The 16700-nt window shown below is 69.5% G+C and carries 13 protein-coding genes; 9 read left to right on the top strand and 4 right to left on the bottom strand.

What is annotated here, in order from left to right:
- Positions 1-1325, bottom strand: a 1325-nt coding sequence (locus AC07Z7_RS22705; protein ID WP_494767745.1) for a methyl-accepting chemotaxis protein, incomplete at its 3' end; no start/stop codon positions are given.
- 114 nt (positions 1326-1439) lie between these two features.
- On the opposite strand from AC07Z7_RS22705, the gene AC07Z7_RS22710 reads away from it, so the two are divergent.
- The gene (locus tag AC07Z7_RS22710) at positions 1440-2306 is read left to right on the top strand and encodes a 3',5'-nucleoside bisphosphate phosphatase (RefSeq protein ID WP_094291955.1); all 867 of its coding nucleotides are present in this window, start codon (positions 1440-1442) and stop codon (positions 2304-2306) included.
- 42 nt (positions 2307-2348) lie between these two features.
- Complete coding sequence (locus AC07Z7_RS22715) at positions 2349-2984, top strand: L-threonylcarbamoyladenylate synthase (protein WP_094291956.1); 636 nt, start codon at positions 2349-2351, stop codon at positions 2982-2984.
- 47 nt (positions 2985-3031) lie between these two features.
- Here AC07Z7_RS22715 and AC07Z7_RS22720 read toward each other — a convergent pair whose 3' ends face one another.
- Positions 3032-4189, bottom strand: a complete 1158-nt coding sequence (locus AC07Z7_RS22720) for a methyl-accepting chemotaxis protein (RefSeq protein ID WP_494767746.1) — start codon at positions 4187-4189, stop codon at positions 3032-3034.
- Positions 4190-4365: 176 nt separating this feature from the next.
- Between AC07Z7_RS22720 and AC07Z7_RS22725 the strand changes: the two genes are divergently transcribed.
- Together AC07Z7_RS22725 and AC07Z7_RS22730 are read left to right on the top strand one after the other, a co-directional pair.
- Positions 4366-5034: a site-2 protease family protein gene (locus AC07Z7_RS22725; protein WP_252657587.1), complete on the top strand. Its 669-nt coding sequence runs from the start codon at positions 4366-4368 to the stop codon at positions 5032-5034.
- A gap of 39 nt (positions 5035-5073) precedes the next feature.
- Complete coding sequence (locus AC07Z7_RS22730; RefSeq protein ID WP_494767747.1) at positions 5074-6375, top strand: tryptophan--tRNA ligase; 1302 nt, start codon at positions 5074-5076, stop codon at positions 6373-6375.
- 91 nt (positions 6376-6466) lie between these two features.
- Here the strand turns inward: AC07Z7_RS22730 and AC07Z7_RS22735 are convergent, their stop codons facing one another.
- Positions 6467-9874 carry a tetratricopeptide repeat protein gene (locus AC07Z7_RS22735; protein ID WP_494767748.1) on the bottom strand — a complete coding sequence of 1136 codons (3408 nt, stop codon included), beginning with the start codon at positions 9872-9874 and terminating at the stop codon, positions 6467-6469.
- A 33-nt stretch (positions 9875-9907) separates the two neighbouring features.
- Positions 9908-11890 (bottom strand): CHASE2 domain-containing protein, encoded by a 1983-nt coding sequence (locus AC07Z7_RS22740; protein WP_494767749.1) that lies wholly within the window; start codon positions 11888-11890, stop codon positions 9908-9910.
- A gap of 166 nt (positions 11891-12056) precedes the next feature.
- Between AC07Z7_RS22740 and AC07Z7_RS22745 the strand changes: the two genes are divergently transcribed.
- The 5 genes from AC07Z7_RS22745 to AC07Z7_RS22765 all read left to right on the top strand — a co-directional run.
- Entirely contained in the window at positions 12057-12317 is a 261-nt protein-coding gene (locus tag AC07Z7_RS22745; RefSeq protein ID WP_494767750.1) for a hypothetical protein, read from the top strand.
- The gene (locus AC07Z7_RS22750; protein WP_494767751.1) at positions 12317-13384 is read left to right on the top strand and encodes a formylglycine-generating enzyme family protein; all 1068 of its coding nucleotides are present in this window, start codon (positions 12317-12319) and stop codon (positions 13382-13384) included. Before AC07Z7_RS22745 ends, AC07Z7_RS22750 begins: the two co-directional genes overlap by 1 nt.
- A 134-nt stretch (positions 13385-13518) precedes the next feature.
- Positions 13519-14217, top strand: a complete 699-nt coding sequence (locus tag AC07Z7_RS22755) for a response regulator transcription factor (RefSeq protein ID WP_494767752.1) — start codon at positions 13519-13521, stop codon at positions 14215-14217.
- 76 nt (positions 14218-14293) lie between these two features.
- Positions 14294-16039, top strand: coding sequence for a FecR domain-containing protein (locus tag AC07Z7_RS22760; RefSeq protein ID WP_494767753.1), 1746 nt, complete (start codon positions 14294-14296; stop codon positions 16037-16039).
- An 85-nt stretch (positions 16040-16124) separates the two neighbouring features.
- Positions 16125-16700, top strand: a 576-nt coding sequence (locus AC07Z7_RS22765; protein WP_494767754.1) for a CHASE2 domain-containing protein, incomplete at its 3' end; no start/stop codon positions are given.

The following is a 16700-nucleotide window of genomic DNA, read 5'->3' on the forward strand; positions in this document are numbered from 1 at the left end:
ACAATTTCTTCCATGCTTTGCCCGGCCTGCGCCACCTGGGCCGAGCCCGATTCCACGTTTTGCACGCTGGCGCTGATCAGGTTTTTGATCTCTTTGGCCGCCTCGGCGCTGCGCTGCGCCAGGCTGCGCACTTCGCTGGCCACCACCGCAAAGCCCCGGCCTTGTTCACCGGCGCGGGCGGCTTCCACGGCGGCGTTCAGCGCCAGGATGTTGGTCTGGAACGCGATGCCGTCGATGGTGCCGATGATGTCGCTGATCTTCTTGCTGCTGTCGGTGATCTGCTGCATGCTGGTGACCACTTGGCCCACCACTTCGCCGCCCCGTGCTGCGGCCTGGGCCGCCGTGCCGGCGAGCTGGTTGGCCTGGCGCGCCGTGTCGGCCGACTGGCTCACGGTGGCTGTGAGCTGCTCCATGCTGGCAGCAGCCTCTTCCAGGTTCGAGGCGGTCTGCTCGGTGCGGGCCGACAGGTCGTGGTTGCCGTTGGCAATCTCCACCGAGGCCGACGACACCGAGTCCACCCCCTGGCGCACCTCGCTCACCACCGTGCGCAGCCGCGTGACCATGCCCGACAGGGCCCGGGTGAGCACGCCCAGTTCGTCCTTGCGGTCGTCGTGGATGTTCTGCGTCAGGTCACCGCCCGAGATGGATTCGGCCAGCGCCACAGCCCGGTCCAGCGGGCGGGTGATGGAGCGCACCAGCCACGCTGCCATCAGCATGCCCAGCGCCACCACGGCAACGGCAGCGGCCACCTCGATCATCAGCAGCCGATTGAGCATGGTGTGGGCAGCCTGCACCGCTGCCTCGCGCTGGCGCTCCTGCACGGCCACAAATTTGTCGATCGACTCCAGGTAGGCCACGACCTTGGGCCGGTACACATTGGCCAGATAGGCCTGTTTGGCGGCGGCATCGCCCGCGTCGGTCAGTTCCTTGAGCTTGTCGGTCTGGCCCCGCACGTCGGCGCGCGCAGCGGCCACGGCGGCCAGCGCGGCCTTGTCGTCGGCCGATACGGCGGCCTTGTTGATCTTTTCCTGCACCGGCGTAATGCGCGCCGTGAGGGCGGCCACCCGGGCATCAAAGTCGGCCTTGAGCGCCTGGTCGGTGGTCACAAAACTGGCCATCGACATGGTGACGGCCACCTCGGCCAGCCCGCGCCAGCTGACGGCGGTGGTGATGGCGGCCTCGTACTTGTCCACGGCCTGCTCGGTGGAGGTAGTCACCTGACGCCCGTACCACTGGGTCCAGATGGCGGCCACCAGCATCAGGGCCAGCAAACCGAGGATCACGCTCCACATCTTGTGGGCCACGCGCAGGTCATTGAATTTCATGCTTGCTCCTTGGAACATGCCATCCACTGCCGCGCTGCCGCCAGCACCGGCCCCTCAGGCAGTGTTGCTGGGTTCGGCAGGGCGCGTTATCGGTACAAGCCCTAAAATGACCCGGTGACCCCCATACTCAACGCCGACCTGCACTGCCACTCTGTCGTCTCCGACGGCACCCTGAGCCCCGAAGACCTGGCCGCGCGGGCCAAGGCCAACGGGGTCGAGCTGTGGGCGTTGACGGACCATGACGAAATCGGCGGCCAGCACCGCGCCGCCGCCGCCGCCCGCGCGCAGGGCATGGCCTACATCACCGGCACCGAGATTTCAGTCACCTTCGCCAATACCACCGTGCACATCGTGGGCCTGGGGTTCGACCCTGACGACGCACAGCTCGCCCGGGGCCTGGCTGCCACACGCGGCGGGCGCAGCGAACGTGCCCAGGACATGGCCGCACAGCTGGCGCAGGTGGGCATCCACGGCGCGTACGAAGGCGCGCTGCAGTTTGTGGGCAACCCCGACCTGATCTCGCGCACGCATTTCGCGCGTTTTCTGGTGGAAAGTGGCGTGTGCAAGGACACGTCCGAAGTCTTCCGCAAATACCTCATCGAAGGCAAACCCGGCTACGTGCCCCACCGCTGGGCCAACCTGGGCGACGCGGTGCGCTGGATCACCGAGGCTGGTGGCATGGCCGTGATTGCCCACCCGGCACGCTACAAATTCACGGCCAACGAGGAGTACGCGCTGTTCTCGGAGTTCAAGCAGCACGGCGGGCGCGGCGTGGAGGTGGTGACCGGCAGCCATACCGCTGCCGAATACGTGACCTACGCCGCCATGGCCGAGGAGTTTGGCCTGGCCGCCTCGCGCGGCAGCGACTTCCACAGCCCCGACGAATCCCACACCGACCTGGGCACGCTGCCCCTGTTGCCGGGCCAGCTCACCCCGGTGTGGGAGCTGCTGGCGGACCGCATCCAGCACCCCGCCGCCTGACCCCGCCCCCCCAGCAGCCCGCAAGACGCCCGCACAACGCCCATGGCCCAGTATTTCGAAGTCCACCCCGACAACCCGCAGCCGCGCCTGCTCAAGCAGGGGGCGATGCTGCTGCAAAAGGGCGGCATCCTGGCCGTGCCCACCGACTCCAGCTATGCGCTCGTCTGCCACCTGGACGACAAGGACGCGGTGGACCGCCTGCGCCGCATCCGCCAGGTGGACGAGAAGCACCACCTCACGCTGCTGTGCCGCGACCTGTCGGAGCTGGCCAACTACGCACGGGTGGACAACCGCCAGTACCGCCTGCTCAAGCTGGGCACGCCCGGGCCCTACACCTTCATCCTCGAAGCCACCAAGGAAGTGCCGCGCCGCGTGAGCCACCCCTCGCGCAAGACCATTGGCCTGCGCGTGCCCGACCGCAAGGGCCTGCAACTGCTGCTGGAGCTGCACGGCGCGCCGCTGCTGGCCACCACACTGATCCCGGCGGGCGAAACGGAGCCGCTGAACGACCCGCAGGAAATCCGCGAACGCTACGAAAAGCTGCTGGACGCCATCGTGGACGCGGGCGCCTGCCCGCTGGAGCCCACCACGGTGGTGGACCTGACCCCCATGGGCGCGGGCGGCGACCCCGAGGTGGTGCGCGAAGGGCGCGGCAGCCTGCAGGCGCTGGGGTTGTAAAACTGTGGTGTCCCCCTGAAGGGGAAGCGGCGCAGCCGCTCAGGGGGCTACAACTTGAACGCGCCCACGGCCTGCTCCAGATCGCGCGCCTGAGCGGTCAAGGACGAGGCGGTGGCCACGGCGCCCTGCACCAGCGCCGCCGTGTCCTGGGTCGTGCCGTCCATGTGGGCCACGGCCTGGTTCACGTGGGTGATGGCCTCGCTCTGCTCGCGCAGGGCCACGGAGATTTCGCCCAGCAAGGCGCTCACCTGGCCCACGGCGCCAACGATTTCTTCCATGGTCTTGCCCGCCTGGCCCACCTGGCCTGCGCCGCTTTCGACCTGCTCGACGGATGCACTGATCAGCGCCTTGATCTCGCGCGCGGCCACCGCGCTGCGCTGGGCCAGGTTGCGCACCTCGCTGGCCACCACGGCAAAGCCCCGGCCCTGTTCACCTGCGCGCGCGGCCTCGACGGCGGCGTTGAGCGCAAGGATGTTGGTCTGGAAGGCGATGCCTTCGATGACCTGGATGATGTCCACGATCTTGCGCGAGCTGCCGCTGATGGCCTGCATGGTCTGCACCACCTCGCCCACCACGGTGCCGCCCTGCTCGGCAATGGCCGAGGCCTTTACGGCCAGGCCACTGGCCGAATGGGCACGCTCGGCGTTCTGGCGCACGGTGGCCGTGAGCTGCTCCATGCTGGCGGCCGTCTGGGTGAGGGATGACACCTGGTCTTCGGCGCGGCGCGAGAGGTCGGTGTTGCCGTGGTCGATGTCGGCGGCTGAGGCGCTGATGGCGTCGGCGTCCTGCTTGATGCGCGCGACCAGATCGGTCAGCGTGTCTTCCATGGTGCCCAGCGCGTCCAGCAGGCGGCCAAAATCACCCTGCAGATCGGAACTGAACTCCTGGCTCAGGTCGCCCGAGGCCACGGTTTCGGCAATCAGGATGGCCTGGTTCAGCGGCGCCACGATGCCCGCGCGCAGGCTGACCACCGCCAGCAGCGCCAGCACGAACACCGCCACGCTGCAGCCGATGGCCCAGGCCCGCACGCTGCCCAGGTGGGCCTGCGCTGCCTGCACCTGCTGCGCACCCACCGCACCGCCCTGCAGGGCCTGCTCGGCCCCGCCAATGCCAGCCAGCACCATGGCCATCAGCAGCAGCACCACCAGGCCAATGCCGCCAAACGCCAGCGTCAGGCGTGTTCCGATCTTCAGATGGTTCAACATGCGCGTCGTCTCTCTAGAACTGTTGTAGTGATTTTTGAGGGGCACACCCGGCGTGGGCCCGCAACCTGCAATGATCGCCCAGCCGGGCCTGCCTCCAGCGTACGTACAACCCACAATCGCCCGACCCGCCGCCTGCGGGACCGCCGGGCGGCGGGCGGTCTGAGACAATCCCCCGGGTGGACACCTCCAATCTCATCCAAACCGTTCTGATCTACGCCCTGCCGGTGCTGTTTGCCATCACCGTGCACGAGGCGGCCCATGGCTACGCGGCGCGCCACTTTGGCGACAACACGGCCTACATGATGGGTCGCATCACGCTCAACCCCCTCAAGCACATCGACCCGGTAGGCACCATCCTGATGCCGCTGCTGCTGTACTTCGCCACCTCAGGGGCATTCCTGTTCGGCTACGCCAAGCCAGTGCCGGTCAACTTCGGCAACCTGCGCAAGCCCAAGCAGCACATGATCTGGGTGGCACTGGCAGGGCCGGCATCCAACTTCATCCAGGCCATTGGCTGGGCCGTTCTGCTCGTGGCGCTGTTGGGCTCTGGCGTGGAAGAGCGCTTCTTCATCGAGATGGCCCGCGCGGGTGTGCTGGTCAACCTGGTGATGTGGGCCTTCAACCTGTTTCCGCTGCCCCCACTCGACGGCGGGCGCATCCTGGTGGGCCTGCTGCCCTGGAAGCAGGCGCACATGGTCTCGCGCATCGAGCCCTGGGGCTTTTTCATTGTGATGGGCCTAGTGATTGCAGGCGTGGTGGGGGCCCTGTGGCTGCGCCCGCTGATGGCGCTGGGCTACAGCACCATCAACCTGCTGCTCACGCCCCTCACTGCCCTGCTGCGCTGAACTTCCTTTTTTCTTCTCCTTTCCAGCTGATTTGTTCCCATGAGCACCACGCGTTTTCTCACCGGCATCACCACCACGGGCACGCCCCACCTGGGCAACTTTGTCGGCTCGATCCGCCCCTCGGTGGCGGCCAGCCTGCAGCCTGGCGTGCAAAGCTTCTACTTCCTGGCCGACTACCACGCGCTCATCAAGTGCGAGGACCCGGTGCGCATCCAGCGCTCCACGCTGGAGATTGCGGCCAGCTGGCTGGCGGCGGGCCTGGACCCCGAGAAGGTCACCTTCTACCGCCAGTCCGACATCCCCGAGATCCCCGAGCTGACCTGGCTGCTGACCTGCGTGACCGGCAAGGGCGTGCTCAACCGCGCCCACGCCTACAAGGCCAGCGTGGACAAGAACACCGCCGCCGGGCGCGAGCAGGACGACGGCGTGACGGCGGGCCTGTTCATGTACCCCGTGCTCATGGGCGCAGACATCCTGATGTTCAAGGCGCACAAGGTGCCCGTGGGCCGCGACCAGATCCAGCACATCGAGATGGCGCGCGACATGGCGGCCAGCTTCAACCACCTGTATGGCGAGCACTTTGTGCTGCCCGAAGCGGCGATTGACGACCATGTGGCCACGCTGCCCGGCCTGGACGGCCGCAAGATGAGCAAGAGCTACGACAACACCATCCCGCTGTTCAGCTCGCGCGAGCAGCTCAAGAAGCTCATCGGCTCCATCCTCACCGACTCGCGCGCGCCCGGCGAAGCCAAGGAGGTCGAGGGCTCGGCACTGTTCCAGATCTACCAGGCCTTTGCCACGGCCGACGAAACAGAAGCACTGCGCAAGGCCTATGCCGACGGCATTGCCTGGGGCGATGCCAAGCAGGTGCTGTTCGAGCGCGTGGACCAGGTGATTGCGCCCATGCGCGCCAAGTACGAAGACCTGATCCACAACCCCGCCCGCATCGAAACCACGCTGCTGGCCGGTGCCGAGCGCGCCCGCGCGCTGGCCACACCGTTCATCCGCGAACTGCGCTCGGCCGTGGGTCTGCGCAGCCTGGCGCAGGCCAGCACCGCCGCCAAGCCAGCAAAGGCCGCCAAGGCTGCCCTGCCCACGTTCAAGCAGTACCGCGAGGCCGATGGCAAGTTCTACTTCAAGCTGGTGGACGCCGATGGCCGCCTGCTGCTGCAAAGCACGGGTTTTGACGCACCCAAGGATGCAGGCCAGGCCATCGCCCGCCTGCAGCGCGAAGGGCTGGGCGCACTGGCGGGGCAGCGGGCGCCTGTGAATGGCGTGGCAGATGCCGATGTGGCAGCGGCACTGGCTGCGCTGGCCGCGCATGCAGAGGCTGCAGCCTGAGCATCCGGCACACTTGAATGCTATATATTTGATAGCATAAATTACTGAATGGTCGCGCGCAGAGGGCCTAAAAAGCCCTTAAAAACTGTGCTCAATCCATGCGGTAACGCAGGCTGGTCCACAGCGTGGGGCGCACGGTGCCATGCAGCGGTGTCTGCAGCGTACCCGTCCACGCCCAGCGGCGGTCGGCCGATTCGCGGAACAGCACGAGGTTGAAGCTCCAGCCCGCGCCCTGGGGCTGGGTGTTGGCCTCATCGGCAAACCGCGAGCCCCGGTAGACCAGCGACGCCAGCGTCAGGTCGCGTGCGCCATGCCGCCAGACATTGGCCAGCACCCCCGTGTGCTGCGGCACCCCCGGCAGCAGCTTGCCCGCGTGTTGCGCACCGGTGTTGCGCGAGTGGGCCCAGGTGTAGCTGCCCAGCACGCTCCAGTGCGGGGTGAGCACGCGATTCAGCGCGGCGCCCGCCTGGTGCAGGCGGCCCTGGCTGAAATAGGGATTGCCGTTGTAAGCATCGATCACCACCTGCCCCGACGCGCCCACTGGGGCCAGCACACCCGCCCGGTCTGACACCGAACTGCCCAGGTTGGGCACCAGCAAACGGCCATCGGCAAAAACCGGGTTGGCAATGGACTGGCTGCTGAGCACGCCCCAGGCAAAGGTGCGCGCATCGATCTCCCAATCGAGCTGCACCGCCCGTTTGCGCGCCAGGCTGCCCAGGCGCTGGTACTGGTGGTCGATGGCGATGGCACCCACGGCCACGGGCGCCAGGGTGTGGGATGCGGGCGCGTGCATGCTTTCGATATAGGCCGCGTGCAGCGCACGGCCCGGCCCGATGCGGTAGGACAGCCCTGCCCGGGGCCGCAGGCGCCGGGTGTGGCCGCCCTCGGTGATGTCGGGGGCAAAGAAATCTTCGTCGGTGATCTGGCTGTAGTAGCGATTGACATAGCGCGCGCGCAGGCGCGGCCAGGCGGCGCCGACCTCCCACGCCCAGGCACCGTGCTGCCATTCGGAGGTGATCCAGGGCATGTCAAAACGCGCGGTGGTGGTGCCGTCCGACGCCTCCCAGGGCACACCGGGGTCGTACAGCCCGGAGCGGGCCTGGGCGCGGACGTTTTCCCACCCGGCGCTGAGCCGCTGCCCGGGCAGTTGCACCACATGCCGCAGCATCACGCCGTCCATGCCGTCCTGCACCCGCGAGTTCTGCGGGCCCCAGGCGTCGAAGTCGAGCACGCGGGTGTTGGTGCTGCGCACGTGGTGCACCTTGAGCCAGGTCTGCGCGTCGGCCGACCAGCGCCAGGCCCCACCGGCATCGGTGCGCGCGGCATGGGTGCGCGCCACGCCGTCAAAACGCGCAGGCCCCAGGTCCAGCCCGCCTGGGTAGCCCACGCGGTCCCAGCCCTGGTCGTGCACCACAAACAGGCCCAGCTGGTCCGTAGGCCGCGCGCCCCAGCCCAACGTGGCCATGGGCGCAGTCATCCAGTACGAGCCCGACCCACCGCGGGGCCACATGCGCAGCCCGGTGGCCCGGGCCAGCCAGGCCATGGGCACCGTGCTGGCATCGAGCCCGCGCAGGGTCACCGCGCCCACCAGGGCCGAATGCACGGGGTTGCGTTCGGCGCTGGCGGTCCACACGGTTTCACGGCCCTCGGTGGGCAACACGGGCACCTGCCGCTCGCCCAGGCCCAGCGCCAGCGGGTCGGCCAGGTAGCCCTGGTACAGCTCGGAATTGCGGCTGTAGTCGCTCTCGTGCCGATTGGCCATGAAGAAATGGCTGCCCGCCCAGAGCGGGTAGTACGACTGCTGCGCATAGGCGCGCGCCCAGTGCTCCAGCCCGAAGTCACCCAGCGCCTTGCCCAGGTTGGCCGAGCCCTGGCTGTCGGACACCAGCGGGTTGAGCGACTTGAGGGCGGGCAGCCGCACCAGCGCCTGGCGCGCGGCGGCCATCGCCGCCTCGGGCTGGCCGCTGTCGTTGCGCAGGATGGCTTCGATCTGCCAGGGCAGCGGGTCGTTGGGGTCGGCCAAGCGGGCGCGGTCCAGCGAATCCAGGGCAGCGGCCAGCTCGCCCAGCCGGTACTCGGCCACGGCCAGCCACACCTGGGCGCGTGCATAGCGAGGCTCAATCACCAGCGCCTTGAGCAGCTGGGTTCGCGCGCCCTCGGCGTCGCCCTGCTGCAGCGCCAGCAGGCCCGCACCGGCCAGGCTGGTGTAGTCGTCGCCCGCCAGCGCCAGGGCGGCGTCAAAGCCGGTGCGTGCGTCGGCCAGCCGCAGTGCCTCGGTGTCGGCCGTGGCCAGCTCGGCCCGGTAGGCGGGGTGGTCGGGCGCCAGCGCCACGGCGCGCGCCAGGGTGGTGCGGGCGGCATGCAGGTCGCCCCGCTCCTGCAGCGCACGGCCCAGGCCCCACAGCGCAGCGGCCTGCGGCGCCGTGCCTACGGGCGCCGCATCGGCCGCCTGGCGGTACAGGGCCAGGGCGGCGTCGCCCCGGCCCTCCAGGCGGTGCCAGTCGGCATCGGCCAGCAACAGCTCGGGCGCGGCGGGGGCGGCGGTGCGGGTGGTGTCCAGCCAGGCGCGGGCCTCGGCGGGGCGGTCCAGCGCCATCAGCAGCTCGGCGCGGCGGGCGGCGATGCGCGGGTCTTGTGTGCGCGGCCAGGCAGCGGCCAGGCGGGCCTGGGCGGCGTCCATCTGACCGTTTCGCAGGTCCAGGTCGGCCAGCACCAAGTGCACCACGGCGCTGGCGTCGCCCCGCGCTGCCATCTGCTGCAGCTGGGCCTGCGCAGTGCTCCATTGGCCTGCCTGCAGCGCTGCGCGCAGGTCGGCCAGCGCGGGTGCGATGTCGGGGCGCTGGAATTCGGCCCAGCGTGTGGTGTCGGTGGGGTAGGCCGCGACCCACTGCACCCGCTCGCGGGGGTTGACCAGCACGCGCTTGACGGGCGCCCGCCCCGGCTCCACAAAGCCCTGCTCGGCCGGGCCCAGTTGCACGCTGCCCTGGGCATTGGACAGCTCCACCAGGCCCGAGAGCACGGTGAGCGTGGTGCGCCCGGCTGCATCCACCTCCACATCCCAGTCGGTGCCGCGCACCACGGCCAGGGCGGCGGGGGTTTGCAGCTGCAGGGTGGCCGGGGTTTTCTTGGTGCGGGCCCAGAGGCGCCCGGCCGCCAGTTCCAGCAGGGTGCGCTGGGGCTGCGACTCGCACAGCCGTACCTGGGCGCTGGCCGACATGCGGATCTGGGTGCGGTCGGCCAGCAACAGGGCGGCGGACGACAGCGCCAGCGTGCGCATGTCGGCTCCGGCCCCGAGCTGCTGCGCCAGCGCGGCGGGGGACCAGGGCTCCACACCAGGCGCCCGGGTCTGGCCCTGGCCCGCCAGCGCCACGATCTGCGCTGCAGACGCACCGGGCACGGGTGCACCGCCTGCGCACTGCGCCCAGGCGGTGGCACTGCCCATCGCACCGAGCGCGAGGCCCAAACGGGTCCAACGGAAGAAGCGGCGATGGGATGGCATGGTGTGGCCTTTCATCGGGAGGTTCGGAGTCTTCTATTTGTCGAGCGCACGGGCGCCAAAAGACGGTGGCGCGGCCGGGGCCTGCTCTGCGGCATCGGCCAGGGCGAGCACCCGGGCGTGGAGCTGATCGGCATGCAGCGCCCACTGTGGCGCCTTGCGGTGCGCGTGGGCCTGCCATTCAGCACAACACGCCAGGGCCGGGGCCCATTCGGCGGCTTGCAAATGGTGTTGCAGCGCCTGGCTCATGGCCACCAGCGTGGCGTCGTCGCACGGGGTGTACACATCCAGCCCCGTGCTGCGCCCGGCCAGCACCACGGTGTCGAGCCAGAGCAGGTGCGCGTGCTCGGGGCCCCCGGCGGGCAGGGCCGCACGCGTGGCGCCGGAGAGAAGGATGCTGGAGCCAAAGGCCTTGTTGGCCCCTTCGAGCCGCGCGGCGGTGTTCACTGCATCGCCCACGGCGGTGTAGGTGAAGCGTTCGTGCGAGCCCAGGTGGCCCACCGCCGCCTCGCCGGTGTGCAGGCCAATGCGCAGCTGCACCTGCGCAAACGGTGTGCCCGCCCATTGGGCGCGCAGGGCCACCATCTCGGCCTGCATGGCCTGGGCGCAGGCCAGTGCGCGCGCCGCATGGGCAGGCTCGGGCAGGGGCGCGTTCCAGAAGGCCATGACGGCGTCGCCAATGAACTTGTCGAGCGTGCCGCCATGCTGGTGCACGGTGTGGGTCATGCGCGAGAAATAGGCGTTGAGCGCCTGGGCCACAGCCTCGGACGGCAAACGCTCGCTGGCGGCCGTGAAGCCGGCCAGGTCGGAGAACAGCAGGGTCAACACGCGGCGCTCGCCTTGCAGCACCGGGGCCGCGCCTTCGGCCACCAGCGCATCGACCACGGCGGGCGGCACATAGCGGGCAAAGTCTGCGCGCAGCTGCTCGCGGCGGCGGTGTTCGCGCCAATAGCTGTCAGCCGCCCCCACGTTGAAATGCAGCGCCAGACCTGCCAGCGTGGGCAGTGCGCTCCACCACAGGCCCGCCACCAGGGCCCACCACCCGCCCGCCACGGCCAGCAGCGCCAGCACGGCGCTGAGCCATGCGGCCCGCGCCCCGCGCCAGCGGCGTGTGAGCGCTGCCACCGCGCCCACCGCCAGCACGGCTTGCACGAACGGCCCCAGGGGGTGCGCGGGCCGGATCCAGTCGCCCGCAAGCCCGTTGATCAGCGCCGTGGCATGCACCAGCACACCCGACTGGGTGCCCGCACCCAGCACGTGCAAGGGGGTGGCGAACTGGTCCACGCCGTCCACCGGCGTGTTCTGCCCCAGCAGCAGCACCCGGCCTTGCAAGGCGCCAGGCGCCAGCATGCGCGCGGGCTCCAGCGCCTGGGTGTAATGGGCGTAAGGCAATGGCAGCTCTGGCGCGTAGTAGCGCAACAGCGCGCCCTCTGGAGGGGGGGTGACCGCACGCCCTGCGGCTTGGGCCAGCACGCGCCACAGCGCTGCATCGTGCCCCGGGGCGCGACGCAGCACGCCGTCGCCATCCGACTCGACGGCCACACTGCCAAACCGGGCATGGGGGAACACGGACGGCACGGTCTGCCGGTATTGCGCCACCTGCGAGCTGGGCACCTCCACATCGGCCGTGGCCAGCACCACGGGCAAGCGCCCTTGCAGCGCCTGGGCCAGGGCCGCGTCGTCCTCGGGTGTCTGGGGTGCGGCAAACAGCATGTCGATGCCCAGCGCAGCGGCACCTGCATCCGATACGGCATCTACCAGCTGCGCATGCAGGCGGCGCGGCAGGGGCGGGCTCATGTTCAGCGCGGCCAGACTGGGCTCGTCGAGCCCCACCACCAGCACACCCACATCGGGCCGCACCGGGGCCGTGATGCTGGCCAGCAGGTCGTATTCCAGCCGCTGCAGCGGGGCCCACACCGGCAGCGCTTGCAGCAAGGCCAGCAGGCCGAGTGCCCACAGCACCCGCAGCGCCCAGGCGCGCCAGGCGTCGTGTGTGACCGGTGATTGCGTGCCTGCCATCCCGCCCCCTCTTTGGCTGGCGCCACACGATGCAGCCCAGCATGGTTGGCACACTGTAGTGCGTCTCCCGCCCCGTGCACAGCGGGGATACGCGCAAACATGCCCAGCGGCTGCCCCCTTGCACCCGGCCCTTAAACTGGGCACCTGGACTGATCTGGAGAATCCCATGAAACTGTTGTTTGCCTCGGTCTCTGTGCTGGCCCTGCTGGCCGGTTGCAATGCCAGCCAGCCTCACCACTCCTCCGGCCCCATGGCCTCTGGGCGGGACCGCACCTTCAGCGTGCCGGTGTACGGCCCGGACACCTCCCAGGCCTATGCCACCGCCAGTCGCGAATGCCAGCGCCTGGCACTGCACGCCAAGCTGCTGCGCAACGACGGCTCACGCCTGGTTTTTGAGTGCGTGAGCGAACTGCCTGACAAACCTTGATGCCCGCAGCCAGCTCCATACGCACCCGCCGTGCGGGCGCCCGTGGGGCCCTGCTGGCCCTGGCCGCGCTGCTGGCGGGGTGCCAGCACGCACCTCGCTCGGAGCCCCCGGCAACCTCCACCTGGATCAACAGCCTGGGCATGGTGTTTGTGCAGGTGCCTGCAGGCCGGTTCTGGATGGGGGGCCTGCCCCCGGTGGAGATGCTGGCCGAGACCTACCCGCAGCTGGAGAAAAAACGCTTCACCGACCTGATCGATGAAGAGCCCGGCCATGACGTGCACATCCGCCGCGCGTTCTACCTGGGCCAGCACGAGGTCACGGTGGGGCAGTTCCAGCGGTTTGTCGAAGCCTCGGGCTACCAGCCTGAGTCCGAGGCCGATGGCACGGGAGGTTATGGCTACAACTCCCAGTACGACCCGGCCACCACCCAGCGCGGCGATGCATTCGAGGGCCGGTTACCCCGGTACTCATGGCGCAATCCCGGGTTTGCGCAGGGCCCGGACCACCCGGTCGTCAACATCACCTGGAACGACGCCCAGGCCCTGGCGCGCTGGCTAAGCCGCACAGAGGGCCACCACTACCGCCTGCCCACCGAGGCCGAGTGGGAGTATGCCTGCCGCGCGGGCACCCGCAACCTTTATCCCCATGGCGACGATCCGCAAGGCCTGGTGCGGGTGGCCAACACTTTTGACCAGGACGCCGCCCCCCTGTGGCCACGCTGGCGCAATCATGCGCTGGCGGGCAGCGACGGTCATGCCTTTACCTCCCCTGTGGGCAGCTATGCCGCCAATGCCTTTGGCCTGCACGACATGCTGGGCAACGCCTGGGAATGGGTGGCAGACTGGCACGACGACAACTACTACGCCCACTCGCCAGAGGCCGACCCCCAGGGCCCGACCGAGGGCGGTGTGCGGGTGCGCAGGGGCGGCTCGTGGCATACCTGGTCGTTTTATGCACGTTGCGGCTTTCGCAACTGGAACACGCCACAGACGCGGTATCCGCTGGTCGGCATGCGGCTGGTGCGCGAGATCGCCCCACTGACTGACCCCCGGCCACCATCGCCTTGATGGCTGCCCCCGCGTCTGCCACACACAACAAAGGGTTAACAAATGTCAAACCACCCGCACGCCCGCACAGGTCCGCTAGGTCAGGTGCGGGATATCGCGAATAATTCCCGGCTTCGATTTCGATGGGGGACACCATGCGCATAGCCGCTCTGGACGACGATGCGCTTCAGCTGGATCTGATCAAGCAGGCCACCGAGGCGACGGGCCATGTCTGCCACACACACCTGACCGGCGCCGAGTTGCTGCGCACGCTGCGCCGCGAGACCTTTGACCTGCTGATCGTGGACTGGCACCTGCCCGACACCACCGGGCCCGAGGTGGTGCGCTGGGTGCGCAAGAACGTGGCCGCGCAATTGCCCATCCTGTTCGTGACCAACCGGCAGGAAGAACGCGACATCGTTGAAGGCCTGGCCAGCGGAGCGGACGACTTCATGGTCAAGCCCGTGCGCATCGGCGAACTCAATGCCCGCGTGGCCGCACTGCTGCGCCGCGCCTACCCCGACAACGCAGCCAGCGTGCTGGAGTTTGGCCGCTACCGGTTTCTGCCCGAAACCCGCGCCATCGAAATGGACGGTGTGCCCGTGGAACTCAAGAACCGCGAATACGACCTCGCGCTGTTCCTGTTCCAGAACATGGGCCGGTTGCTGTCGCGCGACCACCTCAAGGAAATCGTCTGGGGTCAGGTGGCGGATGTCATGTCGCGCTCGCTGGACACCCACATCTCACGCCTGCGCACCCTGCTGGACCTGCGCCCGGCCAATGGCTTCATCGTCACGGCGGTGTATGGCGTAGGCTACCGTTTCGAAGCCGTCGAAGCCCAGCGCAAAGGCTGACCCAGACATGAAAGAACCCCGCAGGCCCCGCCACAAGCGGCCTCGCCTGCTCTGGGCCGCATGAAGGAGAATTGACTTGATCCCCACCATCCCGCACATCCGCTGGACCCCCTGCACTGCCGCTGCGCTGGCTCTGGTGACCCTCACAGGCCTTGCAGCCCGGGGAGCACAGGCCAGCCCGCACTCCTCCCAGGGGGATGAGGTGGCCCACATCGTCAAGGAGGGGGACACCCTGGAAGGCCTGGCCCGGGACTACCTGGCCGCACCCCGGCAGTGGCAGCAGCTGCAGACCCGCAACAAGGTGGCCGATCCCCGGCGCCTGCAGCCGGGCTCGGTGATCTGGATCCCGGTGCGCCTGCAGCCCAGCGAGTCGGCCACGGTGCAGTTCGTGCAAGGTGCCGTCACGGCACAGGCGCGGGCCGGTGATGCTCCCGCCCCTGTCAGCCCTGGCGGCAAGCTGGAGGAAGGCACGTCGCTGCAGGTGGGCCCGGAATCCTTTGTGGCCGTCAAGCTGGCCGATGGCACGGTGGTCCGGGTGCAGGCGCAGTCTGAGCTGCAGCTGCGGCAGTTGCGCCGCCGTGGCCGCGCGGGCAGCGTGCAGTCGGTGCTGGAGATGCACAAGGGTGGCGTGGAATCGACCGTCCCCCCCAGCACCGAATCCCTGCGCCGGTTCGAAATCCGCACCCCGCTGGCCGTGACCAGCGTGCGCGGCACCCACTTCAGCGTGGCCATGGCGGACTCGGGCCAGACCACGGCCTCGGTGCTCAACGGCTCGGTGGCGGTGCAGTCCCGGCGCGACACCGACAGCCGCCCCGGCGCATCGCTGACCGCCCCCACCGCCCTGCTCGCACCAGGCCAGGGCCTGGCCGTGGCCACCGATGGCACCGTGGGCGCAGCCCGCCCCCTGCTGCCACCGCCCGACACCTCGGGCATGCCCGCCATGCTGGGCGATACCAGCCTGCTGGCCATCGACCTGCCCACGGCCCCGGGCGCCACACGCTACCTGGCCCAGGTGGCGCAGGACGAAGCGCTCACCCAGGTGCTGCGCCATGGCAGCTTTGCCGATGGGCGCCTGCGTTGGAAAGCGCTCGAAGACGGCCGCTACTACCTGGCCGTGCGGGCCGTGGACGAGGCCGGGATTGCAGGCCAGCCCGCCGTACAGCCCTTCACCATCAAGACCCGGCCCGTGGCACCGCTGCACCAGTCCCCCGCCCCCGGCGCCGTGGTGCCCAGCGGCGCGGCCGAGCTGCGCTGCACCGAGGTGCCTGGCGTGCGCTGGTACCGCGTGCAGGTGGCCGCCGATGCGAAGTTCTCCGAGCCCCTGCGCGACGAACAGCGCCTGGACGAATGCCGCCTGCCCATTGGCGCCCTGCCCGTGGGCAACTACTTCTGGCGCATGGCCAGCGTTCAGCAGTTGCAGGGCGGCCAGGCCGACCAGGGCCCGTTTGCCCCGCCGCAACCCTTCACCGTGGCCGAACGCCCGGCCACGCTGTCCCTGCAGGCTTTGCAGGCCGACGACGGCGAACCCACGGTGCGCCTGCACTGGCCGGCCCAGCCGGGCCAGCGCTTCCGGCTGCAGCTGGCCGCTGCCTCGGACGCAGCTTTTGCCCAACCCGCCCAGGACACAGTGCTGGACGCCCCCAGCTGGACTGGCAGCAACCTGCCCGCAGGCGAGTACCTGGTGCGCATCCAGGTGCTGGACCCCAGTGGCCTGGAAAGCGAGTTCTCGCAGCCCCGCAAGATCCGCGTAGGCACGGGCATCCGCACCGGCGCCGGGCTGCCGGTGTCCACCTCCAGCGGAGCGCCGGTGGGGCGCCCTTGAGCGCGCATTGCAGCCGCTGTGCCCTGGCGGGCACCGACGGCACATGCCCCTTTGCAGCGCCCCGCCCGGGCGCTGACACCGCCCCATGCTGAGCATTGCCCACAGCCGCCGCCGCAGGCGCCGCCTGGAATGGTCGGTGCTGGCCCTTGTGCTGCTGGCCCTGGTGGCATGGCTCAGCACGCCTGAGAGCCTGGGCCGGGTGAACCACCTCGTGCAGGACGCCGGGCTGCGCCTGGTCTCTCGCGCCCCGCACCCGGACATCGTGCTCGTGGCCATTGACGACCCCAGCATTGCCGCCATCGGCCGCTGGCCCTGGCGCCGGGCCCTGCATGCCGAACTCATCACGCGGATCTCGGCGCAGAACCCGCATGTGATCGGCATGGACGTGTTGTTCAACGAAGCCGACCTGGACTACCCCGAGGACGACCTGCTGCTCACCGACGCCATCCGGCGCAGCGGGCGGGTGGTGCTGCCCGTGTTGCGGCGCGGCTATGGCCCCACGGGCAACGCCACCGACCTGCCCTGGCCCGCATTTGCCCAGGCCGCCGCCGACCTGGGCCATGTGCATGTAGCCCCCGACGGCGACGGGGTGGTGCGCAGCCTGTACCTGCGCGAAGGCCCGGCCGCCGCGCCCTGGCACCACTTCAGCATGGCCCTGCAA

It is taken from the genome of Acidovorax sp. GW101-11A03 (genome assembly GCF_059424825.1).

What these genes read in the sequence shown, in the direction of transcription:
- AC07Z7_RS22720 (WP_494767746.1), bottom strand. Translation starts at nt 4,189, where the DNA reads ATGTTGAACCATCTGAAGATCGGAACACGCCTGACGCTGGCGTTTGGC.
- AC07Z7_RS22715 (WP_094291956.1), top strand. Translation starts at nt 2,349, where the DNA reads ATGGCCCAGTATTTCGAAGTCCACCCCGACAACCCGCAGCCGCGCCTG.
- AC07Z7_RS22730 (WP_494767747.1), top strand. Translation starts at nt 5,074, where the DNA reads ATGAGCACCACGCGTTTTCTCACCGGCATCACCACCACGGGCACGCCC.
- AC07Z7_RS22755 (WP_494767752.1), top strand. Translation starts at nt 13,519, where the DNA reads ATGCGCATAGCCGCTCTGGACGACGATGCGCTTCAGCTGGATCTGATC.
- AC07Z7_RS22740 (WP_494767749.1), bottom strand. Translation starts at nt 11,890, where the DNA reads ATGGCAGGCACGCAATCACCGGTCACACACGACGCCTGGCGCGCCTGG.
- AC07Z7_RS22745 (WP_494767750.1), top strand. Translation starts at nt 12,057, where the DNA reads ATGAAACTGTTGTTTGCCTCGGTCTCTGTGCTGGCCCTGCTGGCCGGT.
- AC07Z7_RS22750 (WP_494767751.1), top strand. Translation starts at nt 12,317, where the DNA reads ATGCCCGCAGCCAGCTCCATACGCACCCGCCGTGCGGGCGCCCGTGGG.
- AC07Z7_RS22735 (WP_494767748.1), bottom strand. Translation starts at nt 9,874, where the DNA reads ATGCCATCCCATCGCCGCTTCTTCCGTTGGACCCGTTTGGGCCTCGCG.